Below are 26843 nucleotides of genomic sequence, written 5' to 3' on the forward strand. Positions count from 1 at the left end.
CTCGAAATTTGGCCAGAATATGTGTCATTTCCAAACACGGTTTACTTTGAAATCATTCCCCCACCCTGCTATTTATCGGCTGTTTTCAAAGGTTCATACCGCAAATATCCCGTTTAAGAATTTTTTGATTGACCCGCCCGATCTCGTATAGCTATTTTTGCCCTGGAACACACGACGAAAAGCGTCACCTCACAAACTTCAGCGTTCCGCCAGATCATTGCCAAGAAACAAATGTTCTATAAATAGTACAAATTAACTTTTTGTTACCATATCAAAACAATGTATATACCGGCAACGCATCATTTATCATTATAGCAGCAAATGCGTGTTCCGGCAATACTGAAAATGTTAAATCGCGCCAGGTTGAAGGATTTCGTAAGCGATTGGCGGCTAGTGATGTTAAAAGCCTATCAGAAGAATTAGAAAACTTTAAAGATTTACGGAGTTTCCTTAGTTTTTATCATTCGAATATTTCAAATTTGTCGCGTGAAAGATCGAATTATAAAATCAGCTTTAAATCTGTTTTGGCGCTATGGCATCAAAAGCGTGACAATGGATGACATTGCACGGGATCTGGGCATTTCTAAAAGAACCATTTATCAGCATTATTCAGACAAGGAAGCGATACTGGCACTGGTAATCCAGGAAGAAATCAAGGCGCAGAAATGTGATATGGAAAGGCTGGATTCAGAAGCTTCCAACCCGATTGAACAGATGATCTTCGCCTCCATTCAGATGCGCGAAATGATGGCCAATATGAGTCCTACTTTTTTATACGACCTTAAAAAGTATTATCCCGCGGCCTGGGAGTTGTTTCAAAACTATAAACATGAATTCATAATCAAGAACATCCGTGACAATCTGACAACTGGGATCGAACTTGGATTGTACCGGCCCGACATAGATGTGGAGATACTCTCACTGCTCCGCATCGAACAGGTTGTCATGGGCTTTGACCCAACCATTTTTACTCCCAGGAAGTTTGATTTGATGCAGATCCAAATGCAATTCGTACATCATTTTCTGAGGGGCATTTTAACTGAAAAAGGATTTGAATATTATAACACCATAAAAGATAAATCAGCAATTGAAATCAATACCCATGAAAAATGAACCGATCATGCGCCGCAGTCTGATACTGCTGGCGATCTTACTAAGTTATGTCCCGCTGTACGCGCAGGAAGAAAGTTTTTCTCTGAAACAGGCTGTGGATTACGCGATTAAGAATAATCTAAATGTCAAAAATGCGCAGTTGGATGCCGTTTCGGCTGAGGCGCGTATCGGGGAAACCAGGGCAGCCGGTCTGCCGCAGGTAAATGCAAATGTCAACCTCACAGATAACCTGATCATTCAAAGATTTTTTCTGCCCCCAGGTGAGTTCGGCGGCCCAGGCGTACCGGCTAATGCAGAACCTGTTGCAATCGAGTTTGGAGTGAGGTACCTCGGAACCGCTTCGGCTACTTTGAACCAGCTGATTTTCAACGGGTCTTATTTCATCGGTTTGAAGGCAGCCGCGACCTACCGGGAGCTGGCCAGCAAAAGTGTCACTTCTTCCAAAGTGTCTGTGGCAGAAGCTGTTTCAAAAGCTTACTACTCTGCGCAGGTGGCCGAAGAAAGAGCCAAGTTGCTGGATCTAAACATTGGTCGAGTGGATTCGCTGATTGCCGAAACGAAAGTGATGAATGAGAGCGGATTTGTTGAATTACTGGACGTAAACCGGCTGGAAGTACAAGCCAACAATCTCCAGACAGAGCGGCAGAAAGTGCAGAACCTGATTGAGCTGAGCTACGCATTGCTGAAATTTCAAATGGGGATGCCCGCTGGCGAAAGTATTAGGCTGACGGATGATATCAATGCAGTAAATATTGATTCCCTGAAATCCTCCTTCCCGGGCACGGAACTGAATTACAGCAACCGGATTGAATTTTCGCTGCTGGATACACAGGAAAAACTGGCAGGGTTGGATATCCGGAATGTACGCGCGGGATATCTTCCAAGTGTGTCGTTTAATGCAAGTTATGGTCACAACAATGGTAAGAGCACATTAGGCGATTTGTTCACTACAAGATGGTTCAATAATGCATTGATAGCATTGAATGTTAACATCCCGATTTTCGATGGTTTCACGAAAAAATATCAGTTGGACCAGAAGAAAATTGCACTGGACAAGATCAAGAACAACCAGACGCTACTGAAACAATCCATCGACCTGGAAACTAACCAGGCGACGATCAATATCAAAAATGCTTTCGCTACGCTGGAAACACAGCAGCGCAACCTGCGACTTGCGGAGGAAATCGTCCGGGTTTCGAAGATCAAATACAAAGAAGGGGTAGGTTCTAATATCGAAGTAATAAATGCAGAGTCTTCTCTCAAAGAAGCGCAAACCAACTACTTCACAGCGCTTTATGATCTGATGATCGCGAAGGTAGATCTCAGCAGAGCAAAAGGAGAACTTTACTCGGAAGCAGGAAATTGACATTAACACTTACAAAATTTGAAACAGCTACTTACTAATATCATGAAAAGACATATTTTGCTTATAGCCGCCCTGGCTACCATACTCGCTTCTTGCGGTGGCGAGAAAAAGAACGACCTGGCCGGAAAAAAAGAAGAACTCGCAAAACTGAAAACAGAGCAGGCCGAGAAGGAAAAGCAGATCAAGACGCTGGAGTCTGAGATCGCTAAACTGGACCCTAAAAAAGCCGCCGAGGCAAGAGTCAAACCTGTTTCTGTTGATACGCTTACCTCAGAAACATTCCGCCATTATGTGGAGCTGCAAGGTACTGTCGATGCTAAAAACAATGTAATGGTTACTCCTAAATCGGGAGGTGTAGTTGTGGCCATGAATGTTAAGGAAGGTGATTATGTGAAAGCAGGGACCGTCATCGGAAAAATTGACAACAGCCTTTTGACCGAATCACTGGAAGAACTGAAGACCCAGCTGAGCCTTGCTAATACGCTTTATGAGAAACAAAAAAATCTCTGGGACCAGAAAATCGGTACTGAACTTCAATTTCTTCAGGCAAAGAACAACAAGGAGTCCCTGGAAAGAAGGATGAGCACACTGAATACGCAGTTGTCGCAAACCAATATCGTTTCTCCGATGGCCGGAGTGGTGGATATGGTGAATGTGAAAGTGGGCGAAATGGCTTCCCCCGGGATGGGTGTTGTCAGGATTGTCAACCTGAGCAACCTGAAAGTATCCGCGAAAGTATCTGATACCTATGCTGCGAGCGTCAAAAAAGGGGATGAAGTGATCGTGAAGTTTCCTGACCTGAAAAAGGAATACAAGGCAAGGGTTTCTTTTGTAAGCACAGCTGTCGATCCGCTTTCCAGGACTTTCACGATTGAGGCCAACCTTCCTTCTGACAGGGATATCAAACCTAATATGATGGCCAATGTCCAGATCAATGATGCTACGAAGAAGAATGCGCTGGCCATTGATCAGAATTACGTCCAAAGCACTGAAAAAGGGAATGTGGTATATGTGGCGGTAGCAGAAGGAAACAAAAAGATCGCCAAAGCCCGCGATGTCAAAACCGGTTTGAGCTACAACGGCAAGATCGAAATTCTTTCAGGACTATCCGCCGGCGACCAGCTGATCACGCTGGGTTACCAGGAAGTATCTGACGGACAACCTATCAGTTATTAAAAGGCAGCGTGGCGGCGGTAAGTCATTATTGTCATTCATAGTCATTAATTGACAATTACCGTCTGATGCATTCAATCAATCATTCATTGAGTCATTCAAAATTGATCACATGAAATTCAACGAATATAAAACCCTTGGGTTTACCAACTGGTGCGTAGAGAACAGGACGACGATCTACATCTTTACGTTCATCATCACGTTGGCCGGGTTCATGGTTTACAATAACCTGCCCAAAGAGCAGTTCCCCGATATCAAAATACCGCAGATCTACATTAACACTGTGTATTTCGGAACTGCCCCTGCTGATATCGAAAATACAATTAACAAGCCTATTGAAAAGCAGCTTAAATCGCTGAATGGGGTCAAGAAGATCAAGTCTAATGCATTGCAGGATGTATCTGTGATCCTGGTTGAGTTTACGCCCGATGTAGCAGTGGAGGTAGCATTGCAGCGGGTCCGGGATGCGGTCGATAAGGCCAAAACCGATCTGCCACAAAACCTCGATTCGGGACCTACGGCCCAGGACGTGAACTTTTCCGAGTTCCCGATCATGAACGTGAACATTGCAGGAAATTATTCACTGAAACAATTAAAGCAGTATGCAGAAGATTTACAGGACGGAATAGAGGCACTGCCGGAAATCACCCGTGTAGACATCCTCGGAGCATTGAACCGCGAGATACAGATCAATGTAAACCTCGATCGCATGCGTTCCACCGGATTGACTTTTTATGATATCCAAACTGCAATTCAGGGTGAAAACATCAATATTTCGGGTGGTGAGCTGAATGTTGACGGTGTGAGAAGAACGCTGCGTGTGAAAGGTGAGTATACCAATGTAGCTGACATGGCCGATATCCGCATCCGTACGTCAACGGGCGCGACAGTGCGGCTTGGCGATGTAGCCGATGTACGGGATGATTTCGAAGAACAGCAGGATTTTGCCCGTTTGGCCAATAAATCGGTTATTACGCTGAACGTGATCAAACGTTCGGGAGAAAACCTGGTGGATGCTGCCGACAAGATAGAAGCGACAATCGCCGATTACCAAGAGAACCGGTTCCCTCAGGGACTCGATATTAAGATCACTGCCGATCAATCTATCCAGACTAGGGCCGATCTGCACGATCTGATCAATACGGTTATACTCGGATTTATATTCGTGGTAATGGTACTGATGTTTTTCATGGGTGTGCGCGATGCCATTTTCGTTGGGCTGTCGGTACCACTGTCCGCATTGGTCGCATTTGTAATGATGCCAATTATTGGTCCGCTTGTTGGAACCGAATTTACACTGAATACCATCGTACTTTTTGCATTCCTGCTGGGTATTGGTCTGGTTGTGGATGATGCGATTGTGGTAATAGAGAATACACACCGGCTTTTCAACCAACACAAGGACTGGACGATCCAACAAGCTGTGAAGGCTGCGGCAGGTGAGGTATTTATTCCCGTACTATCAGGAACGCTTACCACCATCGCACCATTCTTCCCGCTTCTCTTCTGGACAGGGATAGTCGGGGAATTTATGAAATTCATGCCGCTGACGCTGATTATCACGCTCGGAGCGTCTTTGTTTGTCGCCTATGTAATGAACCCGGTTTTCGCGGTTTCCTTTATGGGTCGCCACGATGACGAGAAAGAAGCGCACGACACCAGTTTCAAAGCAATCCGCAGACCTGTGATTATACTGGTTGTTGCAGCGGTAATAGGCTACCTGATCGACCGCGGTATTGGTAACTTCCTGGTAATGATATTGATCCTATGGATTTTTAATCACTATATTCTGACACCAAGAATACTGGTCCCATTCCAGGACCGCTTGCTTCCGGCACTGAAAAACAACTACCGCAAACTGATCGACTGGCTGCTTCGCGGCTGGCGGCCTGTTATCGCGATCGTCAGCATGCTCGTATTGCTGGTTGCAACGTTTATTATCACCGGTATAGCCCAGCCCAAGGTTTTGTTTTTCCCAAGCGGTGACCCTGATTATGTTTACGTTTATAACAAAATGCCAATCGGAACGGATGCGAGAGTAACTGATTCTGTAACCAAGATCATTGAAAAAAGGGTTTTTGATGTTCTGGAAAAAGAGAAAGCAATGGACATGGTGAACTCCGTCATTGCTAACGTTGGTAAAAACGCGGGTGACCCATATAACCCCGACCGCTCTGCAACGCCGCACAAATCCAAAGTTACCGTCGCATTTGTGTACGGAACCGAACGAGGCGGCAGATCATCAGAAGCGATCCTCCGGAAAATACGGGCGGCTGTTACAGGCATTCCGGGCGCAGAAATATCGGTTGAACGTGAAGCAGTAGGTCCGCCAACCGGTAAGCCGATTTCTATTGAAATTTCGGGAGATGAGTTCGAGCAGCTGCAGGCACTGGAAAAAACCGTCCTGAAACGTGTTGAAGACTCAGGCATAGAAGGGATTGACCAGCTTCGCTCCGACCTGGTTACCAACAAGCCAGAGATCGTCATCGACATTGATCGTGAAAAGGCGCAGCGCGAGGGGATCAGCTCCCAACAAATCGCCCTGGCCGTGCGGACGGCATTATTCGGTCTGGAAGTTTCCAAATTCCGGGACGATAAAGACGAATATCCGATTATGGTAAGACTGGAAAAGGATGATCGCGAGCAAATTGAAAAGTTGTTGAGCCTCAATGTGGTTTACCGTGATATGAATATGGGGGGTGCGTTGCGCCAGGTCCCGATCACTTCGGTCGCGAATATCCACTACTCAACCACTTTCAGCCAGATCAACCGGCAGGACCAGCAACGCATCGTGACGCTTGGTTCTGACGTATTGCCAGGGTACAACGCAAATGAAATCGTAGCCCAGATCCAGACACTTATCGAAGATATGGATGTACCTAACGGCTACACGATCAAAATGGGCGGAGAACAGGAAGAGCAGGCCGAATCCATGGCCTTTCTTGGAACGGCATTCGGAGCAGCGATCATGCTGATTTACCTGATCCTCGCTACACAGTTCAACTCGGTCGTGAAACCATTCATTATCTTCTTCACAATCGTTCTCTCGCTGATCGGGGTATTACTCGGTTTTGTGATCTTCAATAAAGACTTTTCGGTGATCATGTCAGGTGTAGGTATTATCGCGCTAGCTGGAATTGTAGTTAAAAACGGTATCCTTCTGATTGAGTTTATTGAAGAGCTCCGCGGCAGGGGCTACCCTATGCGTGAGGCGATCATTGAAGGTGGTGCGATCCGTTTAACGCCGGTATTGCTTACTGCATCGGCTGCTGTACTCGGTCTGGTGCCGCTTGCACTGGGTATTACGGTCGATTTCGTCGGCTTGTTCCGTGACCTTGAACCGCATCTGATCATCGGCGGCCCGAGCTCGATTTTCTGGAATATTCTGGCCTGGACAATCATTTTCGGTCTCACATTCTCGACTATACTTACATTGATCCTTGTCCCCTGTATGTATTACGTAAACGAAAGAGTGCGCGACAAATGGTTCAGAAAAGGCCAGCCTGAGGTCGTGAATCCAAACTGGCAAAACGAAACGATTTAGAAAATCATGGATTATTGTCTGTTTCCGGCCACATTTTTTAATGCCGGGAATAGACAATAATCCAAAACATTTATACATTTGCAACCCCAAACAACGGGGCCACCGGCATGAAAAAAGGCATTAACCAGCCTTTGATCAGCAAATTTTCGGGATGTAGCGCAGCCCGGTAGCGCACTAGCATGGGGTGCTAGGGGTCGCAAGTTCGAATCTTGTCATCCCGACATTGATTAACAGGCTTTTAAGTGTAACAACTTGAAAGCCTGTTTTTGTTTAGTCGAACATTTTTTGTGACATTCTTTTAGTTAGGGCATACTCGGAAACTATTCGCTAGAAAATTTAATGGGCCACATACATTTCGTAGGGCAACTTTGGGAGATTTGAACAAGTTCAGTTCTGAGGCGGTCATTAGGTCAACGACACATATGAGGTAGATTGTGACCGATAGTCAGGAAATAGCGGCTTTCATACGGGGCCGATGAAGAGAGAATGATTCTACGCCCAATATCTTAAGGAATTAACCAGAATATAAACGTCCTTTTCCCTTCGTTACATCTAGCAATTGCCGCTTAATAGATTGTCTTGTTTTGCCATTCCTATTCATGTAACTTGTGGGAATACGACTTCTAACCTTACATGTAATATGAAATATGCTGAGGGTGAATTTCACGTTGCCGTCCCTAGACACGCTAAGTCAGCAGCGACAATGATTTGCAATCCCTTTTAAGCTTGTTAAGCAACTCCCTCGCTTGTTCAGCCCCGTCTTCCCTCTGGTTCAAAAGTTCTTCTACCTCTTTGACCGTTAGTTCGTGCGCCTCACGCTTCTGCGTTTCGAGTTCCGCTCGGTCAGGATCTTTATAGTAAATACTATTAACCCTTGCCGTAAGTTCCGGACTGAGCTGCCGGGCAATACGGAATTTGAGAGCGCTTTCTTCTAGTCTGCTTCTTTCGTTGTAATTGCTGATGGCCACTGCGATGCTTATTGCCGTTGAGAGCAACAGCAATACTACGGAGATAATAAAGCCCTTCGATTATAGTATAGGAATCGCGCTTTTTTGTAGTTTTTACCTGAGACGATGGGAAAATATACAATAAATGGTGAGACTATTTTTTGGCATTTACAGAAGAAAGCGAGAATCGTTTGTTTAAGTCAATGGAGGCAAATTGGTGATGCTATCTAAGGGAGGCTAATGGATTCAGTGCTATTAAGCGTAAACGTGTGCTGACAGAATTTGCCAAGCTTCGAAGCCATTTGTGTGAGCAATATAGCTGAACAAGAAGTTGAACCTAATTGTCTTTTGTGAAAACAGCAGGGTAATTATACTGAAAGACACCCTTCATTGACTTGTCCCATATCTGTCTTCCGGTCTTTTTGTCGAGCGCAACCACCCGATTGACCAGGTCCCAGGCGTAGACGAAATTACCTCGGATTTGAAAATTCCACGGAGAAACATAGAAGTTAAGATCCAGCTGCGCTTCCCATTTAATGCTTCCATTGCCCGGGTCTATGGCATACATTTGACCATTCATAAAAGTCCCGTAAAGCAAGCCGTCGTTAACCTGCAAGGCGTGAAATCCACCGTTGTTGGCATTTTTGATCTGAACTTCCCATTTTTTTGAGCCAGTCTGTGCATCAAATGCGTACAGTTTTCCGTCATCGGCCGCAGTGAATAACACACCATCGGATATTGCAGGTTTAGACAATGGCATATTTTCACGGGTAAACTGCCATTTAACCGCCCCCGATTTTGAATCCACTGCGATGACTTTATCACGTTCGGTCTTGTAGAAATTTCCGTCCACAGGTTCAATGAGTTTACCAATAGAAAAGCCTTGCACTGTTTTGCCTGTCTGGGCATCCAGTATGAGCGAGTATTGCATGCCTCCAATATAAATTTTACTGTCCTTAACCAGCATTGCGTTTACAAGATCGTCGAATGCGGGGATCTTGGTCGTCGGGATGTCCGTAGTCCATTTGACAGAGCCTGTTTTTAATTCCGTTGCATAAACTGTGAATTTTTGCGTGGTGGCTGATCCGTTGGAAAACGGCCCCCTGAACATCAGGGCCATAAATGCAACCTCATTTTCAACACCGATCAGTTGATTCACCTGCAATTCGTGGCAGCAACTCAAGTGAAAACCCGGTTTCAAAAGATTGTATACTTCTCCAACGGATTTGCCGGTGAAGGGATCGATGGTTAACAGGTTTTTTGTCAGAGGTGCATTCGTATACAAGCTTAGGGTATCTGAATATTTCTCTATGCGGTTGTACGCTGCTTGATTGAGGAAGAGTTTTTCACGACCGATTTTCACATCTCCATAAAATGGCATCTCCCATTTTATGCTGCCCGTTTGACCATCCAGCGCTGTTAAGTATCCTTTCCCGTCCACAGCGGAAGGCACCAGAACAATATTTTCCTGACTGGAGAGCGGATCCGGTGTGATTTGATGTTTCCTTGAAAGACAGCCAAACATGGTGAAGGCCACCATAAAGAATATTACATTTTTCCCTGTTCTCATAAATTTGGATTGTTCGGTTTTCATTGATTAATGATGCTCTCTAAAAGTCTAGCTGGGCTCTGTTATAGGCATGAATATTGTTTATCACCTCACCTTTCGGGTTCAGCCGCCGCCATACTTTTTTGCCTGTTTTTGAATCCACCGCCGTTACCGACGACATTGTTCTTTCGTAGACCAGCTCGTTTTCATCGCCAACCTGCTGGCTGATGTTATCCGAATTATCATCCATCAAGACCTCCCAATTCAGCTTACCCGTTATGGGATCCAATGAAAATAACCTGTTGTTCTCCAGAGATTCGTTATAAGCATAGAGCATCCCGGACCGCATGGAGACCTTATAATTTGAATAAGGGGTTATCTCTTTGACTTTGAACGTCCATTTTTTTTCGCCCGTACCTTTATCCAGTGCCGATATAGACCCGGACATCGTACATACATATGCCAGATCATTATAAACCAGGAGCGGCGTGGATGTAATGGCCCCATCTCCCGCAGGTATACCAAATCTCCATTTCACGTTGCCTGATTTTGCGTCAATGGACGAGGCTTCATAACTTTTAGTTAGATAGTAGCATCCTTCAACTGGATTTATTAAACCTCCCATTTTATACTCTTGAATAGAGTGTCCGGTTGAAGCATCCAATACAAACGATTGATTTCTCCCGGCCACGAATACTTTCCCATCGGTAACAGTTATTCCGTTTCGGCTATAAACATCGAGAGGCAGCTTTTCCGAAGGAACTTTGTATTTCCACTTAACCTGGCCCGCAGCCAGGTCTGTGGCATAGATCGTTTCTCTGTAAGCTATGCCAAAATCATATTCACTTAGGACCATATAGGCTATTTCATCCTCAATTTTCACCAGGCTGTTGAATTGATATGTTGAGCAGCAGCCTATCGTAAAATCCGGTCGAAGTGTATTTTTAATTTGCCGAATTACTTTTCCGGTCGCCGCATCGATAGTTAAAAGGTTTTGAGGCCCGCCCGAATTGGCATAAAAACTAACCGTATCGGCGTAGTTGACGATATCAGTCCACACTCTTCTGTTAAGGTAAAGCACTTTGGAGTGAACAATGATGTCACCGTCAAAGGCCATCTTCCACTTGACTTTGCCCGTCCTTCCGTCCAGAGCGGTCAAGCTGGCATCCGGTCGGCCGTAGTTCGCAGTTACTAAAACAAGTTGCTCGCTACCAGTCAAATTAACCGGCTCAACCTCCACGCGCTTTTTGGTGCAACCCAAAACAGCAATGATTACGGTGAGAAGTATCAGACTTTTCTTTACATACATAACTTGAAACTCAAAGTTTGATTTATGAAGAATTAACTTTGCTAAGTGACTAAGGATCCGTACATTAAGCGGATTCACCGATTTTTTCTGAGCCCGATAGAAATCCCTAACTGATAAGGCCTGTATTTCCAGATCCCGGGAATCACAGTCTTCTGTGTGAGTCCCACCTGGGCATAGGGACCAACCGAGAAACTAGCATTCGCCCCAAAGCCCCATTGCCTGTAAATCCCGATGCCGGCCATTGTCATGTTTCGCTTGCTACCAAGAATGCGCGAATAGTCCAGACCGACGGCCCCGCGATAATGATTGAGGCGACCACGGTCCAACATGATATTTTTCCGTATTCCGATGCTCAGCAGATTGAGGTTTTCCTCTTTTATTAAAGGTACTCCTTTCCGGATAACCGCATAGCTTTGGTTGTCAGAAGGCACTACGATGTACTCATCCGTGGCCGTTTCAAAATGAACACGGTTGCCGATGTAGCTGTAACTAACCAGAAAGTCCATTCCAAATGCCTCCAAGCCCCCGGAAACTTTCATCGCCTTGGATTGCAATGACAATACGGGTGCAAACCGGATATTCTGAAGACTCAATTGCGGTGTAGACCAGAGCTTCATAACTTGAAAAGTCTGCATAGGCGTGACTGAAAAAGACCATTTGGGGGCAGATAACCTTGCATGCAGTTTGGTGTTGGGAGTCTGCATTCCTTGTTTTTCGCCTGTTTCAGGCATCAATTGCATTTCATCCGGAAATGGTGGACCAGGAATTTCACGGAATGGTGATGGCTTTAAAAGAGGGATTGCCCCCGGCGACAACGGGTCAATTAACGTGTTCGGGAGCGCTTCCTGCTGGACGTAGATTTGCTCGCTTTTATTTCCGAAAAGAGCTGTCCCTGTTTCGTCCAGAGCCTGAGAGGTAACGCGGTTCTGACGTCTTTGCCCGTCTTGGCCTCCCAAATCATCCATAGGTGTGAAAGTTTGGTCTTTTTTGCCACCAATCTCCACAGACGCAAGGGAATGATTTTTCAAATTACGTCTGATTTCTTCCCTGATGATTTTGCGAGGCATCTTGTTCTGCATATGATCGATTGGTACTGGCGGAGTGAGTATGCGATGGTCTTGCGCTACCGGGTCTACTGACACGATCCCGTCGTCGCCTTTGTCGACCACTACTGATGCTGTCTGAATCTTTCCCTTTGCAATTATCTCATTGGCTTTTGAAAAAGTTTGTAAGCCAGGTTCACGACGTGGTTCGCGAGTTACAAGAAACAGGCTTCCCACCATCACCAAAATGACAAGCAAAATATAGAATCGGGAAGGATTCCGCCGTGATGGTATTTTATTGAAAAGCTTTTTCTTTAAAGCGGGATTTGCGGGAAGCTCGAAATCGGCAAAACTTTCGCTTAACAACTTTCGTAAAGCATTTTCAGGGTTTTCCTCATAGTCTTTCATAAGCCATGATTCCTTTTTTCTGCAGTTTTTTAATCAGCAAGTCTTTCCCCCTGCTCAATTGTGATTTTGAAGTCGATTCCTCTATTCCAAGTAGATTGGCAATTTCTGCGTGCGTATGGCCGTCGATGAAGAATAAGTTGATTACCGCCAGATAGCCGTTGGGCAGTTCACTAATCACATTGATTAAAATCTCCATATCCAATTGATTAAAAATCCTGTCATGCTCGCCGGACTCCCGTTCAAAATCCATCGAATCCAGACAAATTTGGAGCTTTTCGCTCTTAGTGGTGCGCTGATAGTAGTTAATAGCTGTCCTGATCACAATCACTTTAATCCAACTGTCCAATTGAAGCGGATTCTTTAAGTCATCAATTTTCTGAAAGATTTTCATAAATGCTTCCTGAAAGATATCTTCCGCTTCTAGGTTTGTACGCGCATACCTTCGACAGACTCCCAGCATTTTGTTCATATACCTGTCATACAAAATGTTTTGCGCGCGCCGGTCAAGCTGTTGGCATGCCTTAACAAGTTCGGTCACGTCATGGAATCTGCTTTTTTTGTTAAAAAACATCGAAAATCTCAATTAAGACATGATTGTCCATGACCAGGCAAATTATAATTAGCAGGTTGATGAGTTCAAATTATTCATTGTTTCTAATTCGCTGCCATTCCTATGGCTTTACCGAGGCCGTATATGATTCGGTAACGATGTATCCTTGCCTTGAAAAAATGAAATGAAATTGTTCGGAAACTTTCTCATTATCATTTCCGAGATATAGTGAATAACCAGCACAACTCCCGTCATCGAACATGGTTCCCGAGGAGAAACTTAATTCTGAAAAACCGCTGGAATGTTTGAAATAGTCGTGGATACCCGGGGCAATTTCTTCCATGTTGCCATATTTAACGACATTATTTAAACCGGTAAAAAAGGGAATCCCGTCATCATCAAACCTGTAAAATGGGGCGAGGTAGGTCCGCTTTCCGTCCTTGTCTATACGCACAGTAACTGCGCCCGACCATTGTCCCCTCTCCTTGAGAACCTCTTGAGCCTTCGCTGGAAGTGACTCCAGATCAGCGGTCACGTATTCAAGGTCGATCCGTGGGATTATCGTGACGGTGTGATAAAAGGGTGATCCCGGTTCTGCAAAAGTGACTTTTAACGTCCACAGATTTCCTTTCCACGCATAGTCGGCAAAGTATGAGGATTTCTTTGCACCCGTTTCGCTATCTGGTAGTATTTCCCGGATATTTGAAATTGTTCCCCATCTGATGAAAAGATGATTTGTCAATATCACCAAGGAATCGTGAAGACTTTCGCTCGCGCTACGGGAAGTTGTCAAAATGCTTGTTCTATCCACAGCAGAACGATAGCGACTGTTGCTCACTTTAAAGGACGCATCCCAAACCCGCCCCTTAACCAGGGTATTGAAAACCAGATCGGAAGCTGCCGGGAAACGGCTGCGAATGAGGGCAACTGCCTGCTCGGGGGCGGTATTCGTATCCGGATTAACTTCAATCAGCTTATTGCACCCAAATAGCGCAACGGCCAGTAGTATTATAGGTATAAATTTAGTGCGTACCATAGCGTATCCCAGGGGTTTTACAAATTAGTCAGGTATAGAGACCAGAAAATGTAGAAATATGGATGCATGGATTTTAATAAAAAATATAAATTACTGATTGTCAGGTAAATTATTAGGTATTTTTGAAATTTACTGAATGAATACCACTAACGCAAACGTGCCATCCAGGTCAATCATTTTTAACCAATAGTAAATCAACACGCAATACTTAGTTGAGCCCGATATGAAGAAATTCTTTTTACTATCATTCATCCTTTTTGCAATTCCGTCATTCGCTCAAAAACAGGTTAACAAACATAGTGGCGTATGGCTGGGCTATTTTAATCAAACGAGGATTACGGACAAATGGGGCTTCTGGCTTGATCTGCACGCCAGGCGCACGGATTTTCTGGAGCGCTGGTCTACACAGATTATCCGCCCCGGGATTACTTATTATGCCAATGACCATTTGAGATTTACGGCGGGTTATGCCTTCGCGCGCAGCTATCCGGCGGCTGGCCTGCATACGGTGCGGCCGGAAAACAGACTTTGGCAGCAGGTACTTTGGACAAGCCGCCAAAAGCGTTTGCAGACGCAGCAGTGGATCAGAGTTGAAGAGCGTTTTAACCGAAAAATTACCAATGACGTCTTGCAGGACGGATACAATTTCAATTTTCGCTTCCGCTATTTACTCAATCTGATGGTGCCGCTAAACAGGGATTTTATCGAACCTAAAACGCTGTTTTTTGCCTTTAACGATGAGATTCACATCAATGCGGGCAAGCAGATTACCTACAATATTTTTGACCAAAACCGCCTTTTCGTGGGACTGGGTTACCAGTTCACAAAAGGACTTAATTTGCAGGTAGGCTACATGAACCAGTTCCAGCAGCTTCCTTCCGGCAACCATTTCAATAGCAATAATGTATTAAGGGTTTTTGTCTTCCACAACCTGGACCTCCGTGCTAAAAAGTAATGTAACCTAGAACTCTTTGTCCCCAAATTCGCTTGAAGGCAGTTTTGCCTTTTTTGAGGTCTGATTGAGATTGTAGCTCAGGTTAAGCAGGAAAATGTCCGTTTCCTGGATGTAGTTGGTCGTGGTGAAGAAGTTTTTACCGAACGTCGTAATGCGTTGTCGGTTGGTTCCCAGGAGACCCAGGTCCACATTTTGCCATTGTAATGTAGCCGCAAGTTTTCCTTTCAGGAACGTCTTCCGGGCCGAAAGATTGGGAGTCACAAAACGCGAATCTTCGCCCTGCGCGGTAACCCGCTTCGACAGGTAATTCACCGATCCCTGTATTTGAAAAGTTCCGGAAAGCTTGAACGTAGTGTTGGCATTGATGCCGTAAACCCAGCTGGCCGTATTCACAGCCACATCATTTTCGAACAACGACCCTTTAATTTTATAATGATACAAATTTCCCCCAGCCTGAAGTTGCCACCATTTCGTGATATTTAATGAACTTCCCGTTTCCAGCCCCCAGGAAGTGGCGAGGCCGGCATTGGTATAAATACGGTTTAAAATCGTGTCGTTATAGACACTATTAACCCGGTTGACAACATTCTTAATGCGCTGGTTATAAACAGTTGCAAAAAAGCTGCCTTCCTGAAATTCCCTGACGATCCCCAACTCAGACAAATCGATAAATTCGGGCAAAATGTCCGGATCACCCGATTCAAGCGTCTCCGAATGCTCCCGCTCGGGAAAAGGATTGAGCTCGCTGTTCGTAGCGCGTTGCACACGCTTACTGTATCCGGCACGCGCGCGAAGCAGCTTGGTGAGCTGATATTGCAGATTCAGCGAAGGAAAAAGGTTTGACAAATTGAGGTTCCGGGGACTTTCGGCACCTGCTTTGAACGCCCTGGTGGAATATTCATACCGCAAGCCGCCCAGGTATTCCAATTTACCGTGTTTGCCCGCATATTGCCCATAAACAGAATGGATCTCATTGGTGACTTCGGTATTGCTGCTAAATTCAGGGACTATGTGAAAGACGCCCGTTTCCAGGTTCAGATCAAGATATTGAAAATCACCTTTCTGAACCTGATTTCGGTACTGATAGCCGGTTTCCAGCTTCCCTGAGCCGATATTAATGGCATAATCCGCTTTCAACCGAAAAGCATTCAGTGGGTTCTCGCTTGGGTTTCGGCTGCTTTGAAGGATCACGTTTCTATCTGGCTCCGCAAGATTGACATTGGTCGTCAGTCCGTTCATGCCCGCATTCTCAATCAGCCCTGACACAGTAAGTGCAGCTTTGTTTTTGAAAGTATGTGTATAGTCCAGATTACCCAATGTAATCCTGCCCGATTTGCGCGCCACATTTGAATTGAAATAAGTAATGCGGCCAATAATATTACCAGTATTAAGGTCTGTTTTTGTGTTGTTGTAAACAATGTCGGCGCGTCGCGACTGGGAACGGTATCCGGTATAAAATCCTGCCGAAAAAACATTACCAGCGCGCGGTGTGAATGAAACCGAGCTTCGTATCGTGTAGTTGTATCGGCTATAACTCCTTTCCCCGTCGGATGGGAACGAGGTATAAATGTTATCAATGGTCGTATTCACGTTGCCCGTTCGTTGACCAGAGATGTCATTCCGCAGGTAGTTGCCGCTCAGACTGAACTCCCATTTCTCTGAGCGGGCATTAAAGGTTGCATCCGCACCAAAACGAACTGGATTACGCAGGTTATGATAACGATAAATAGCTGGTAAGCCACCCTGAATGTTGGCTGAAAAAGACCTTGTCCCCGCCAGCGCAGTCCTGGTTGTGATGTTGATAATTCCCGATTTCCCATCCGGATCGAAACGTGCCGATGGAGAAGTGATTACTTCCACATTTTCAATGGTGTTTGCCGGGATCTGGTTCAGGATCGTTGCCGCATCGGTTTGAACGGGTTTGCCATTGATAAGCACCAAAAATCCCGACGAGCCTCTTAACGTGATCCCGCCCTCGCTATTGACTGTGACCGAAGGGGTATTTTTCAATACATCAACGGCCGTTCCGCCCCGGCTGTTCAAAAATTTGTCCGCCCGGTAAACCTGCCGGTCTATTTTATTTTCAAGCGTTTGCCGGTCGGCCTTCACATTCAATTCCGTCAGCATTCTCGGGTCGGAATCCATTTCAATAACCGGGACTTCGATCACATTTTTTTTTGAAGAATAAGCAGCAAGTGAAACGGTGGCTTTGGCGTAACCAATATATTGTGTCTGAAGATAATAGGAAGCAGTTGCCACATTTTCAAATCTGAAATTGCCTTTTTCAGAAGTAAGTAAGCCGGTGACCAGCGTCGAATCCTGGCTTTTGAAAAGTGCGACCGAACAGTAAGCCAAAGGTTGTTTGGTTTGTCTGTCTATGACACTTCCGTTAATGGTTAGGTCCGTTTGCGCCCGGACGGATAATATGGTAATCAGTAAAATGAAGTGCGTAATCAGGAGAAATTTCATGTCGAGTAAAATGCATTTTCCGCCGTCCTGGCAGATTGGCAAATTTAGCTCTACAAGATTAGTAGACTTTGTACATCAGCGCGGATTTCTGGTACATTCAGGAAATTCCTTTACGGTAAATTCCGGGAAGTACGCCAGTCTGACGTTTGAAAAACTTATTGAAATGGGAAGCGTCCGCGAAGCCAAGTTCAAATGCGAGCTCCGTTAGATTTTGGTGCGAGTACAAAAGGAGCTTTTTCGATTCAGCCGTCAGTTTTTCATTGATCACAGCTCCGGCTGTCATTCCCAGAAACTTTTTGCAGCTCGCATTCAGTGTTTTGGAAGTAGTATTCAAAGCATCAGCATAAAATTTTATCTCATGATTCGCCCTGAATTCTTTGTCCAGCGACGTGAAGAAATTTTTGAGTAAAGGAGGAAATGGTTGCGACTGCTCCGATTTAACTTCCCTTTTGAGCAAATTAAAAAGCAATTGCAGATACGTCTGGATCACCGCTTCGAAGTTGGTTTCGCCTTTGGTATATTCCATTTCGATGTTCCTGAAAATACCCTGAAAGGTTTCACTGGCATCTGCCAGGTGAAATCCGCTCGGAAATGGCAAAGGGAATGTCTGAAAAAGGGAATGGTAAAGCGGTTGTTCCAGAAGAAAATCCTTTTGGACCATCGCCACAAACCCCTTCGGGATTTCGGTCAGCTCCCAGCTGTGGATCTGGCCGGGCATGACCAGGTAAAGACTGTGCGGCTGGACGGTAAAACGGTTAAAATCAATCTGATGGAAACCCGCGCCCTGCTCTAAGTAAATGATTTCGAGATAATCCTTGTGACCGTGCGGATTGGTGGTTTTAATCACCTCTTTCATTCTCTTGATCCTGAAAAGCTCCTTTTCGTTCAGTTTGTTTTTAATCGGGATTTCCATCAAAGCTATTTTCAAATGACCTTATCCATTTCAGACTGGAATGGCTGGTTGTAAAATCTTCTGCCTTTATTTTTATACAATGCATTGGCTACTGCGCCAAATACTGGGGGAAATGGCGGCTCCCCCAGGCCGGTCGGGTCAATGTCGTTCCTGACAAAGTGGACTTCTATTTGTTTAGGGGCCTCGTGATGACGGATCATGCGGTAGTTATTGAAGTTGGTTTGCTGCGCAACGCCATCCTTGTGCGTCAAAGCGCCGTAAAATGCATTACCAATTCCATCAATCACTGCTCCCTCAACCATATTCGTTGCCGCATCGGGATTTACGACTACCCCACAATCCATCGCACTGAACACGCGCTCAATATAAGGTTGCCCGTTTCTGGTCACCATATCGACCACATGGGCCGCATAGGAATTGTGGCAAAAATAGGCAGCCACACCGCGGTTGTATTTCTCATTACCCGCCTTGTTCCAGCCCGATTTATCACGCACCAGTTCCAGTACGCCGGCGTAACGCTCGGCATCGTACTCATTATTTTCACCTACAGGGTTTTCTTTGGCCCGTTTCAAAAGTTCCAATCTGAATTCAATTGGGTCTTTGCCCATCGCTTCGGCCACCTCGTCCAGGAACGATTGCTCTGCGGCGGCGTTGAAATTGGAACGTGGCGCTCTGAAAGCACCTATTGTTATATTGGAAGCGATCTGCCACCCTTCGGCCAGGTAATTATCCACTGCTCCTGCCGGAAAACGGTTTGCATGTACGGGATGCTCAGGTATACCGCCTCCTTTCACATGGAAAGCAACCAGTTTTTTGTCTTTGTCCAGGGCGGCACGGTAAGTTGCCGTGTACATCGGACGATAAATCCCATAAGTCATGTCATCCTCGCGGGTATACATGAGTTTGACGGGGGCCTTCACTTTTTTAGAAATAAGGGCCGCTTCCGAAAGATAGTGTCCGTAAGCCCTGCGGCCAAAGCCACCGCCCATGCGGGTCATTTGTATTTCGATCTTGTCGGCGGGAAGTTTCAACAACTTAGCAAGTGTAGGCTCGATCCAGCCGGGAGCTTGCAGCGGCCCAACCAGCAGCGCCTTCTCGTCGGTAACATGGGCGAAAAAATTCATCGGCTCCATGCAGTTATGCGCAAGGAAGGGTGCATTGTATGTGCGCTCAATCACCTGGGCCGCATTCTTAAACGCAGTTTCCGGATCACCGTCTTTTCTGAGTTGCTGAGCCGGCTTTTTGGCATACTCCTGCATTTTTTCCATTTGAGTACCTGTACTTTCAGGTACTCCGGGAATAGTAACCTCCCTTTTCCCTCCCCTGCCCGTCATCGTATCTTTAACATCGCCGGCAGATTCCCATTCTGCGATCAGTTTCTTTCGGGCACTCATTACTTGCCAGGTGCTATTGCCCACCACGACCAGCAAATCATTGAATGTCCGGGTGTCGAAACCGCCTTGCTCAAAACCTTCTTCATATAGTTTGAGCTGGAAAACATCTTTAATCCCTGGCATTTTGAGGACTTCCGCGGCGTCGAACGATTTGAGTTTCATTCCAAAAGCCGGCGGATGCTGGATCATCGCGATCAGCATCCCGTCAACGCTGTAATCCAATCCAAAAAGAGGCTTACCTGTGATGATCTTTTGCGTTTCTACATTCCTTTGGGATTTTCTGACGATCGTAAAATCTTTCGGGGATTTTAACTGCAAATCTTTGGGTACGGATAAAGTCGCCGCTTTGCCCGCCATATCACCATACCTGGCCGATTTCCCGCTCGGGTGGGACAACACACCTGCTTTGGTCGTCACTTCGCCTGCCGGCACTTTCCAGGTTTGCGCCGCAGCCTCCCGCAGCATCTGCCTCGCCGCAGCACCGGCTTCCCTGAGCGGCTTCCAATACATTCTGACAGAATTGCTTCCACCTGTAAACTGCGCGCCCAGCTTAGCACTATCATGCGGCCCCATTTCTACGGTGACATCTTTCCAATCCACATCCAGTTCCTCTGCCAGCATCATCGGAAGAGAAGTCATTACATTTTGCCCAAATTCGGGGTTTGGACAAATTAGCCTGACCTTATTATCCGCCGTAATCTGAATATAACCGTTAAGCTGAGCCCATTGCTCCGGCAGGTTCAGCGCTTCTGACTTATCGGCAGACCTGAAACTGGACAACCAACTGACGGTCAGCATCATTCCTCCGCCAGATATCAGTGAAGCTTTCAGAAACGAGCGCCTGTTTAAGGCTTTTTTGTCATTGTTCATGGTGAGTTTTTTAATGCGGTGAAGGATGAACTGAAGTCGGCAGCGTAATTAACAAAGATCTTTATTTAACAGGAAACAAGCTGTATACAAATTACTTACTTTACTACCATTTTTACTGATCACAGAAGGGTTATTATCACGCCGAACTTTCAGAATGAACTCAGGCCCAAAAGAAAAATACATGGATCAGTGTATCTATTTATAATTAATCTATTTAAAATCTGTTAATTTGCAGGGCATCATTCTGATTGCTGTTTATCTCAGAAAATGACCCATTCTCATCAGATCGTCACGAACCGGCCTGACACTTTTGCGAAAATCATAAGTGAACAGGACTTCGAACTGCTTTACATTCAGCATGCTCCGTTTCTATTACGGGTTTGTAATTCGCTTTGCAAAGACGAAATGCTGGCTGCCGACATGGTTCAGGAAGTCTTCTGCGCAATCTGGGACCGTCGGTTGACGCTCCCGGTCATCAGTTCATGGGAAAACTATTTGTTCCGGTGTGCTAAATATCAATACTATAATCACCAACGCAGCCTCTCGCGGTTTCGGAGCGTGCAAAGCGAGATACTGAACGATAGTGACCCCAGTGACGATAGCACCCGCCTCCATATCGAATATGTTGACTTAAATCACAACATCAACGAGTTGGTAAAACAGCTGCCTGTCCAGTGCCGGAAAGTATACCGGCTGAGCCGGGGACAGGGCCTTAATTCGGCAGAAATATCCAGAGAACTTTCGCTTTCCGAAAAAACGGTCAAAAACCACCTGACCAGGGCCCTCGGCTTTTTGAGACGTCATATCGAGGCGATCCTCGCGCTTTTTCTGATGGCTGCGTAAAAAAGGTCGTGTTGCGTTGGGACTAAATTCTCTGCCGGGTTACTTATTGGTAAATCAACCCCAAATATGGACGAGGATTTACTGGATAAGTTTTTTGCCGGCGAATGTACACCCGAAGAGGCAATCCGCGTCAGGAGCTCGCTTGATCAGCCTCTTGCCAACGAAGACTTAATTCTCAGGCGATCCTGGCGCAACATTCAGAAACACGCGAAGGCGGATTCAATTCGGCCCCTAAGTCCATGGGCAATGTACGTTGCTGCTGCACTGGCTGGTTTGATGACTGTGTTCGGTGTTGCCTGGAAACTTGCTCAGGAGAATCTGGTAATTCAGAATACATCACACCATTACGAGGCATATTATGCAAAAGGACTTCTGTTCAAACTTCCTCCTAACGGTTCTGCCCGGATCAATATGAATATTGCTTCACATAGTGCAGACCTACTATTCTGCGGGGATGTACGCATTCATAACACTTCTGAAAATGATGTCAGTATGAAGCTGAACCTGACTTGTGCGAAGAACCGTCGCCCGGAACAAAGTGCGGTGGTCACGATACGTAGAGACAAAAAAATTGTTGCATTTCAATACCGGCTCAAATCGGACGAGCTGGTTGTCGTAGAAGAAGATAGGGTATTCGACTTACCATTACCGTTGCAAAAAAAGGCGCTGGAAGCTTTGGAAATCTGATGAACGTGAAAATGAAAGCGCTTTTCATAGGGTTTATGTCGGGGTTGGCGGTTACATCGTGCGGACCGCAGAATACCGGCGACCAGGTAGCCAAAGAATCCCGCTACATTGTGGCACTGAGCCTGCCTTCACAGGGAATTTATCCTTATCACGTGATTTCCGACCTCGAATCTGGCACGGCCGACATTTCGGGATCACAACAGATTACCAATATCCCCAATAACGTACTTGTCACCTCAAAGCCGGGTTTTGTCTTTGTGAATTCAAAAGACAAAATGACCAAGTACTCGGTAGATGCATCGGGAAACTTCAAACCGGAAGGCGCTGTGCCTAATACCGGTCTTCTGGGCGGACCGATATCTGCATTTTTGGACGAAAACCGTCTTTTGGTAAGCACCGCGCCGCGGCAGGAGGCAGACAGTTTTTTTACCTATCAGATCATCAACGCCGCCGAAATGACCGTCGAGCGCAGCGACAGTATCCGCTTGCAGATCAATGCCGGCAGCGTCGCATCGCCGAGCATGTACATCGTCAAGGAAGGCAAGGTACTGGTCCCGTACATCCACGCTGATGGCGATAACCACGCCCATTCGATAGCGAATGTGGCGGTTTACGATGCCAAAAATATGACTTATGAAAAAACGATTTCTACCGACAAAACGGCCTGCCTGGGTTACAGCGTTGTGTCTTCACATGCCTTTACAGAAAACGGCGATCTGTATCTGATCTCTTCGAATAGCAATTACTGGGGTGCCAATGAATCACTTCCCTCAGGCATTGTCAGGATTAAAAGCGGTCAGACCGAATTCGATGACAGCTACTTTCTAAACCTCACTTCCAAACTAAACGGCAACCATTCGGGCGGGATGATCTACGCAGGTAACGGCAAAGTCATCGTGCAGGTTTTTGAAAGCGGCCTCATTAAGGCTTACCGCGATTACCAGCACGGATTTGTGATCAGTTATTACGAAGCCGATCTGCTTTCTCAGTCACTCAAAAAGTTACATATACCACTCAGCAAATATCCCCGCAGGGCTTTGGAGAGACTGAAAAATGGCAAAGTCGCTATCGCCATCAATGCAGAAAACGGGGAGAATGCCTGCTATATCTACGATCGTGCAACCGGAAGTGCCAAAAAGGGACTGATTTACCAAAATGCAGAATTTGTGAGCGGAGTGGTGGCGTTTTGAAAAGGGGGGATGGAGAACAAAAGATGAAATCGAAGTTTATTTCAAATGATAGGATCTGAGCTTAAATCAATAGAAAAACTATCTGCCAGGCGAGGGAAGAAATCGCTGTTCAGGCGGGTTAACGACTGGCTGCATTTGTGGCTGGGACTGGCTTCGGGCGTTATCGTATTTATAGTTTGCATTACCGGGGCAATCTGGGCATTGAGCGAAGAAATCACTTACGCGCTTGAACCAGCGATCCGTGCAGAAAAACGCGATAGCCCTGTCCTCAAACCATCGGAGGTACTCTCCATTGCAGCCCGGGAATTTCCAGGGAAGCCCGCTGCCTACGCCTATTATCAGCAGGGAACCGCTGTACGCGTCGGCGTGGGCGGAAAGCGTGATAAGGAAACCTATACCCTGTTTCTAAATCCGTATACCGGCCAGGTTCAGGGAAGAAAAACCCTCAAACAGGGAGAAACAGGCTTTTTCGACTGGATCCTGCTGGGTCACCGCCACCTATGGCTGCCACATGATATCGGGCAGCCGCTGGTCAACTACGGCACGTTGGTTTTTGTAATCCTGCTAATCACCGGGCTGATCTGGTGGTACCCCGCGAAATGGTCGAAAAGCAACCGTAAAAAAAGCTTTGCTATCAAATGGAATGCGGGCTGGAAACGCATGAACATCGACCTGCATAATGTGCTCGGCTTCTATTCCCTCCTGATTTTGATGGCGCTTGCATTGTCAGGAATGGTCTACGGCATTGCGTGGTACAGCAAAAGCTTGTACTGGGTAACATCCGGCGGTGCATCCGAACCGGAATGGAAGCGCGTGAGCTCCGACACGACACAACAGGGCAAACATTATACATACAACCAGGCACTGGACCTCACCTGGGCACATATGGTTACCGAGAGTCCGTCTGCCGGTGGATTTTACTATGCTTTTCCTGATTCCACGGATGCTAATTCGACCATCAGCATCCGAACGTACCCTGAGCCAGGTAGATTCTACGATGTAGCCAGGCACACATTCGACCGCCATACATTACAGCGACTGGAGTTTTTTGAAGTGTTTGACAAAAGCTTCGAAGAATCGTCAGCTGGTGCCAAAATCCGACGGATGAACTATGATATCCATATTGGCAGCATTCTCGGGCTACCTGGAAAGATTCTGGCAGCCTTATGCTCGCTGATCGGCGCATCGCTTCCTGTGACCGGATTTATCGTTTGGTGGAATAGAAAAGGATTTGGCAAGAAAAAAAATTCGAAAATCACCCGCCTCTATTCGTGAACAATTTTCTCAAACATAAGCTGCTTATAGTCGTCTTATGCACGGTTGTGTGTCTTCCGAAATGGGCACGGGGACAAGCAGTTACCCCAGACACAACGGCCCGCGACTTGTATGAAGTAAGGGTAACCGGCAAAACGGAGGTTACCCAGGTAAAACAGCGCGTTTTCGCTGTGGATGTACTGGATCTGAAATCCGTGGCTGGAAGAAATTTGGAAATCAACCGGCTATTGGACGCTATGCCAGGGATCAGAGTACGCGAAACGGGCGGAATGGGCTCGGAATTTAATTACGCCATTCATGGATTATCGGGAAAATCAATCCGGTTTTTCGTGGACGGCGTGCCGATGGAAGCTTACGGGACAGGTTACAGCATTCAGAATTTTCCTGTCAATTCCCTGGAACGGATTGAAGTGTATAAAGGCGTGACGCCGATTGAGCTGAGCGGCGACGCGTTGGGTGGCTCCATTAACCTCATTACCCGCAAAGACCTTAGTAATTACATCGACGTTTCATACAGTATTGGTTCATTCCGAACACATAAAGCGGAGCTTTCCGGCAAATGGAGGCACCAAAATGCACTTACCTTCCAGCTCAGTAGCTCCTACCGATATTCAGAAAACAATTACAAGGTCTGGGGCCGGACGGTGGAAGTCGCCGATGAATTCGGCAAACCGATCGCTGGCCGCCGATACCGTCGATTTAATGATGATTTTCGGGCATTTAATGTGAAAGCCGAAGTTGGTATTACCGGCAAACCCTGGGCCGACGCGCTGATGCTGGGGCTGATCGGCTCAACTATGGAAAAAGGCGTGCAAACCGGCCGCACGATGGCTTTTGTGTACGGCGGCGTGCGCTATGATGAAAAGCTTTTTGCCCCGTCGATACGCTATTCTAAAAAAAATCCAAAAGGACTCAGTCTCGATCTTTACGGCGTGCTCAACCGCCTGGAAGCACAAACCACCGATACGAGTTCACAGAAATACAACTGGGCACAGGACGTAATCGCACAGGTTTCCGGGGAATTGAATGGGATCCGTGCCCAAAAATCGCGATACCAGTTCCGCGACCGCAATACCATGCTGATCGCCAACACTTCTTACGCGCTCGGCCCGCACCATACATTGGCTGCCAGCTACTCATTTAACCGTACAAACCGAACCGGCAAAGACCCGCTCGCTAGCGCGGAATGGACCATCCCCTTTCGCGAACCGCAAAACCTGAGCCGCCATGTAGCTGCGTTCTCCTACCAAACCGTTTTCCTCGACGAAAAGCTGACCAGCATGCTGTTTGTCAAAAACTTCGGCTATTCGGCGCGCACCAATGTTTACAATTATAATGGAGGCGAGCAAAAGGAGCTGATTCCCTACTTCTCGGAGAACAACAGCTGGGGTACCGGGTTTGGAACCAAATTTCAGTTCAATGATGCGAGCCTGGTGAAGCTCTCTTTTGAAAGCACAGCACGTATGCCCGACGGTGTCGAGCTGCTCGGCAATGGAAATACGATCCTGAATGCCCCCGGCCTGAAACCCGAAAAAAGCACAAATTTGAATACAGGCATTGCCCAATCATTTCGGAATTCGGATAACAAATGGGGCTATGAACTGAGCCTTTTTTACAGAAATACGCGCGACCTGATCTGGTTGGGCGAAGGCGATCTGTATGGAACTGCGCGCTACGAAAACATCGACAAGCTGCGAAGCGCCGGCGGCGACCTTTCCATGCGTTATGCGCGTAAAAAGTGGCTTGAAGTCAACGGGGCACTCACTTACCAGGATGTGCGCAACAAGCAGCGCTTCACCGCCTCAGGCGCCAGAAGCATTGTATATAACGACCGGATGAAAAACCTGCCGTCGCTGATGGCCAATGGTGAAGCAAGGCTGAAATACCCTTCGGCATTCGGAAGCAAGGGCGATCTCAGCTTTTATATCGGAACAGATTACGTGAAAGGCTTTTTCCTGAGCTGGCCCAGCCTGGGCGATCCCGCTACCAAAAAGAAAATCCCCACCCAATTTCTACAAAACACGGGACTGACTTACAGCACGCTTCAAAACAGTCTGAATTTAAGCCTTGAATGCCGGAACATTTTCGACAGGCAGGTTTACGACAATTATCTCCTGCAAAAGCCCGGCAGGTTCATCAGCATGCATATCAGGTACTTTTTACATCATAATTAACTACGGAAACATTTTAAATTAACTACTCAAACAAA

Annotated in this window: 20 protein-coding genes and 1 tRNA gene; 12 read left to right on the top strand and 9 right to left on the bottom strand. The window is 46.4% G+C overall.

What is annotated here, in order from left to right; translation table 11 throughout:
* Positions 1-260 precede the first annotated feature (260 nt).
* From FXO21_RS28735 to FXO21_RS08245, 6 genes are all read left to right on the top strand, one after another.
* The gene (locus tag FXO21_RS28735; protein WP_192579380.1) at positions 261-560 is read left to right on the top strand and encodes a hypothetical protein; all 300 of its coding nucleotides are present in this window, start codon (positions 261-263) and stop codon (positions 558-560) included.
* Positions 553-1113, top strand: a complete 561-nt coding sequence (locus tag FXO21_RS08225; RefSeq protein ID WP_225865615.1) for a TetR/AcrR family transcriptional regulator — start codon at positions 553-555, stop codon at positions 1111-1113. Before FXO21_RS28735 ends, FXO21_RS08225 begins: the two co-directional genes overlap by 8 nt.
* On the top strand, positions 1103-2479 hold the full coding sequence (locus FXO21_RS08230) for a TolC family protein (protein ID WP_225865616.1): 1377 nt from the start codon (positions 1103-1105) through the stop codon (positions 2477-2479). Before FXO21_RS08225 ends, FXO21_RS08230 begins: the two co-directional genes overlap by 11 nt.
* A 42-nt stretch (positions 2480-2521) precedes the next feature.
* Positions 2522-3655 carry an efflux RND transporter periplasmic adaptor subunit gene (locus tag FXO21_RS08235; RefSeq protein WP_149639642.1) on the top strand — a complete coding sequence of 378 codons (1134 nt, stop codon included), beginning with the start codon at positions 2522-2524 and terminating at the stop codon, positions 3653-3655.
* 109 nt (positions 3656-3764) lie between these two features.
* Complete coding sequence (locus tag FXO21_RS08240) at positions 3765-7196, top strand: efflux RND transporter permease subunit (protein ID WP_149639643.1); 3432 nt, start codon at positions 3765-3767, stop codon at positions 7194-7196.
* Positions 7197-7343: 147 nt separating this feature from the next.
* Positions 7344-7417: transfer RNA gene (locus FXO21_RS08245), tRNA-Pro, on the top strand.
* Between the two features lie 465 nt (positions 7418-7882).
* On the opposite strand, the gene FXO21_RS08250 is transcribed toward FXO21_RS08245, so the two are convergent.
* From FXO21_RS08250 to FXO21_RS08275, 6 genes are all read right to left on the bottom strand, one after another.
* Positions 7883-8164, bottom strand: a complete 282-nt coding sequence (locus FXO21_RS08250; RefSeq protein ID WP_149639644.1) for a hypothetical protein — start codon at positions 8162-8164, stop codon at positions 7883-7885.
* Positions 8165-8480: 316 nt separating this feature from the next.
* Complete coding sequence (locus tag FXO21_RS08255; protein ID WP_192579190.1) at positions 8481-9713, bottom strand: outer membrane protein assembly factor BamB family protein; 1233 nt, start codon at positions 9711-9713, stop codon at positions 8481-8483.
* Positions 9714-9753: 40 nt separating this feature from the next.
* Positions 9754-11001 (bottom strand): PQQ-binding-like beta-propeller repeat protein, encoded by a 1248-nt coding sequence (locus tag FXO21_RS08260; protein WP_149639646.1) that lies wholly within the window; start codon positions 10999-11001, stop codon positions 9754-9756.
* Between the two features lie 74 nt (positions 11002-11075).
* Positions 11076-12452: a hypothetical protein gene (locus tag FXO21_RS08265; RefSeq protein WP_149639647.1), complete on the bottom strand. Its 1377-nt coding sequence runs from the start codon at positions 12450-12452 to the stop codon at positions 11076-11078.
* Entirely contained in the window at positions 12439-13023 is a 585-nt protein-coding gene (locus tag FXO21_RS08270; protein ID WP_149639648.1) for an RNA polymerase sigma factor, read from the bottom strand. Before FXO21_RS08270 ends, FXO21_RS08265 begins: the two co-directional genes overlap by 14 nt.
* 100 nt (positions 13024-13123) lie before the next feature.
* Complete coding sequence (locus tag FXO21_RS08275; RefSeq protein ID WP_149639649.1) at positions 13124-14038, bottom strand: hypothetical protein; 915 nt, start codon at positions 14036-14038, stop codon at positions 13124-13126.
* A gap of 223 nt (positions 14039-14261) precedes the next feature.
* On the opposite strand from FXO21_RS08275, the gene FXO21_RS08280 reads away from it, so the two are divergent.
* Positions 14262-14993 carry a DUF2490 domain-containing protein gene (locus FXO21_RS08280; RefSeq protein WP_149639650.1) on the top strand — a complete coding sequence of 244 codons (732 nt, stop codon included), beginning with the start codon at positions 14262-14264 and terminating at the stop codon, positions 14991-14993.
* Positions 14994-14999: 6 nt separating this feature from the next.
* On the opposite strand, the gene FXO21_RS08285 is transcribed toward FXO21_RS08280, so the two are convergent.
* From FXO21_RS08285 to FXO21_RS08295, 3 genes are all read right to left on the bottom strand, one after another.
* Positions 15000-17462 carry a TonB-dependent receptor domain-containing protein gene (locus FXO21_RS08285; protein ID WP_149639651.1) on the bottom strand — a complete coding sequence of 821 codons (2463 nt, stop codon included), beginning with the start codon at positions 17460-17462 and terminating at the stop codon, positions 15000-15002.
* 97 nt (positions 17463-17559) lie between these two features.
* Complete coding sequence (locus FXO21_RS08290; RefSeq protein WP_149639652.1) at positions 17560-18375, bottom strand: AraC family transcriptional regulator; 816 nt, start codon at positions 18373-18375, stop codon at positions 17560-17562.
* 11 nt (positions 18376-18386) lie between these two features.
* Complete coding sequence (locus FXO21_RS08295; protein WP_149639653.1) at positions 18387-20639, bottom strand: xanthine dehydrogenase family protein molybdopterin-binding subunit; 2253 nt, start codon at positions 20637-20639, stop codon at positions 18387-18389.
* A gap of 267 nt (positions 20640-20906) precedes the next feature.
* Here FXO21_RS08295 and FXO21_RS08300 point away from each other — a divergent pair, with 267 nt between their 5' ends.
* From FXO21_RS08300 to FXO21_RS08320, 5 genes are all read left to right on the top strand, one after another.
* On the top strand, positions 20907-21482 hold the full coding sequence (locus FXO21_RS08300; protein WP_149639654.1) for an RNA polymerase sigma factor: 576 nt from the start codon (positions 20907-20909) through the stop codon (positions 21480-21482).
* 66 nt (positions 21483-21548) lie between these two features.
* Positions 21549-22169 carry a hypothetical protein gene (locus tag FXO21_RS08305; protein WP_149639655.1) on the top strand — a complete coding sequence of 207 codons (621 nt, stop codon included), beginning with the start codon at positions 21549-21551 and terminating at the stop codon, positions 22167-22169.
* An 11-nt stretch (positions 22170-22180) separates the two neighbouring features.
* Positions 22181-23359, top strand: a complete 1179-nt coding sequence (locus FXO21_RS08310) for a DUF4374 domain-containing protein (protein ID WP_192579191.1) — start codon at positions 22181-22183, stop codon at positions 23357-23359.
* A 45-nt stretch (positions 23360-23404) separates the two neighbouring features.
* Complete coding sequence (locus FXO21_RS08315; RefSeq protein WP_149639657.1) at positions 23405-24634, top strand: PepSY-associated TM helix domain-containing protein; 1230 nt, start codon at positions 23405-23407, stop codon at positions 24632-24634.
* Positions 24631-26808: a TonB-dependent receptor plug domain-containing protein gene (locus FXO21_RS08320; protein WP_149639658.1), complete on the top strand. Its 2178-nt coding sequence runs from the start codon at positions 24631-24633 to the stop codon at positions 26806-26808. Before FXO21_RS08315 ends, FXO21_RS08320 begins: the two co-directional genes overlap by 4 nt.
* Positions 26809-26843: the final 35 nt, after the last annotated feature.

The organism is Dyadobacter sp. UC 10 (assembly GCF_008369915.1).
GTDB lineage: Bacteria > Bacteroidota > Bacteroidia > Cytophagales > Spirosomataceae > Dyadobacter.

Excerpts from the sequence above, each read along its gene's own strand:
- FXO21_RS08225 (WP_225865615.1), top strand. The coding sequence starts at position 553 with ATGGATGACATTGCACGGGATCTGGGCATTTCTAAAAGAACCATTTAT.
- FXO21_RS08230 (WP_225865616.1), top strand. The coding sequence starts at position 1,103 with ATGAAAAATGAACCGATCATGCGCCGCAGTCTGATACTGCTGGCGATC.
- FXO21_RS08235 (WP_149639642.1), top strand. The coding sequence starts at position 2,522 with ATGAAAAGACATATTTTGCTTATAGCCGCCCTGGCTACCATACTCGCT.
- FXO21_RS08240 (WP_149639643.1), top strand. The coding sequence starts at position 3,765 with ATGAAATTCAACGAATATAAAACCCTTGGGTTTACCAACTGGTGCGTA.
- FXO21_RS08255 (WP_192579190.1), bottom strand. The coding sequence starts at position 9,713 with ATGAGAACAGGGAAAAATGTAATATTCTTTATGGTGGCCTTCACCATG.
- FXO21_RS08260 (WP_149639646.1), bottom strand. The coding sequence starts at position 11,001 with ATGTATGTAAAGAAAAGTCTGATACTTCTCACCGTAATCATTGCTGTT.
- FXO21_RS08265 (WP_149639647.1), bottom strand. The coding sequence starts at position 12,452 with ATGAAAGACTATGAGGAAAACCCTGAAAATGCTTTACGAAAGTTGTTA.
- FXO21_RS08270 (WP_149639648.1), bottom strand. The coding sequence starts at position 13,023 with ATGTTTTTTAACAAAAAAAGCAGATTCCATGACGTGACCGAACTTGTT.
- FXO21_RS08275 (WP_149639649.1), bottom strand. The coding sequence starts at position 14,038 with ATGGTACGCACTAAATTTATACCTATAATACTACTGGCCGTTGCGCTA.
- FXO21_RS08280 (WP_149639650.1), top strand. The coding sequence starts at position 14,262 with ATGAAGAAATTCTTTTTACTATCATTCATCCTTTTTGCAATTCCGTCA.
- FXO21_RS08285 (WP_149639651.1), bottom strand. The coding sequence starts at position 17,462 with ATGAAATTTCTCCTGATTACGCACTTCATTTTACTGATTACCATATTA.
- FXO21_RS08290 (WP_149639652.1), bottom strand. The coding sequence starts at position 18,375 with ATGGAAATCCCGATTAAAAACAAACTGAACGAAAAGGAGCTTTTCAGG.
- FXO21_RS08295 (WP_149639653.1), bottom strand. The coding sequence starts at position 20,639 with ATGAACAATGACAAAAAAGCCTTAAACAGGCGCTCGTTTCTGAAAGCT.
- FXO21_RS08300 (WP_149639654.1), top strand. The coding sequence starts at position 20,907 with ATGACCCATTCTCATCAGATCGTCACGAACCGGCCTGACACTTTTGCG.
- FXO21_RS08305 (WP_149639655.1), top strand. The coding sequence starts at position 21,549 with ATGGACGAGGATTTACTGGATAAGTTTTTTGCCGGCGAATGTACACCC.
- FXO21_RS08310 (WP_192579191.1), top strand. The coding sequence starts at position 22,181 with ATGAAAGCGCTTTTCATAGGGTTTATGTCGGGGTTGGCGGTTACATCG.
- FXO21_RS08315 (WP_149639657.1), top strand. The coding sequence starts at position 23,405 with ATGATAGGATCTGAGCTTAAATCAATAGAAAAACTATCTGCCAGGCGA.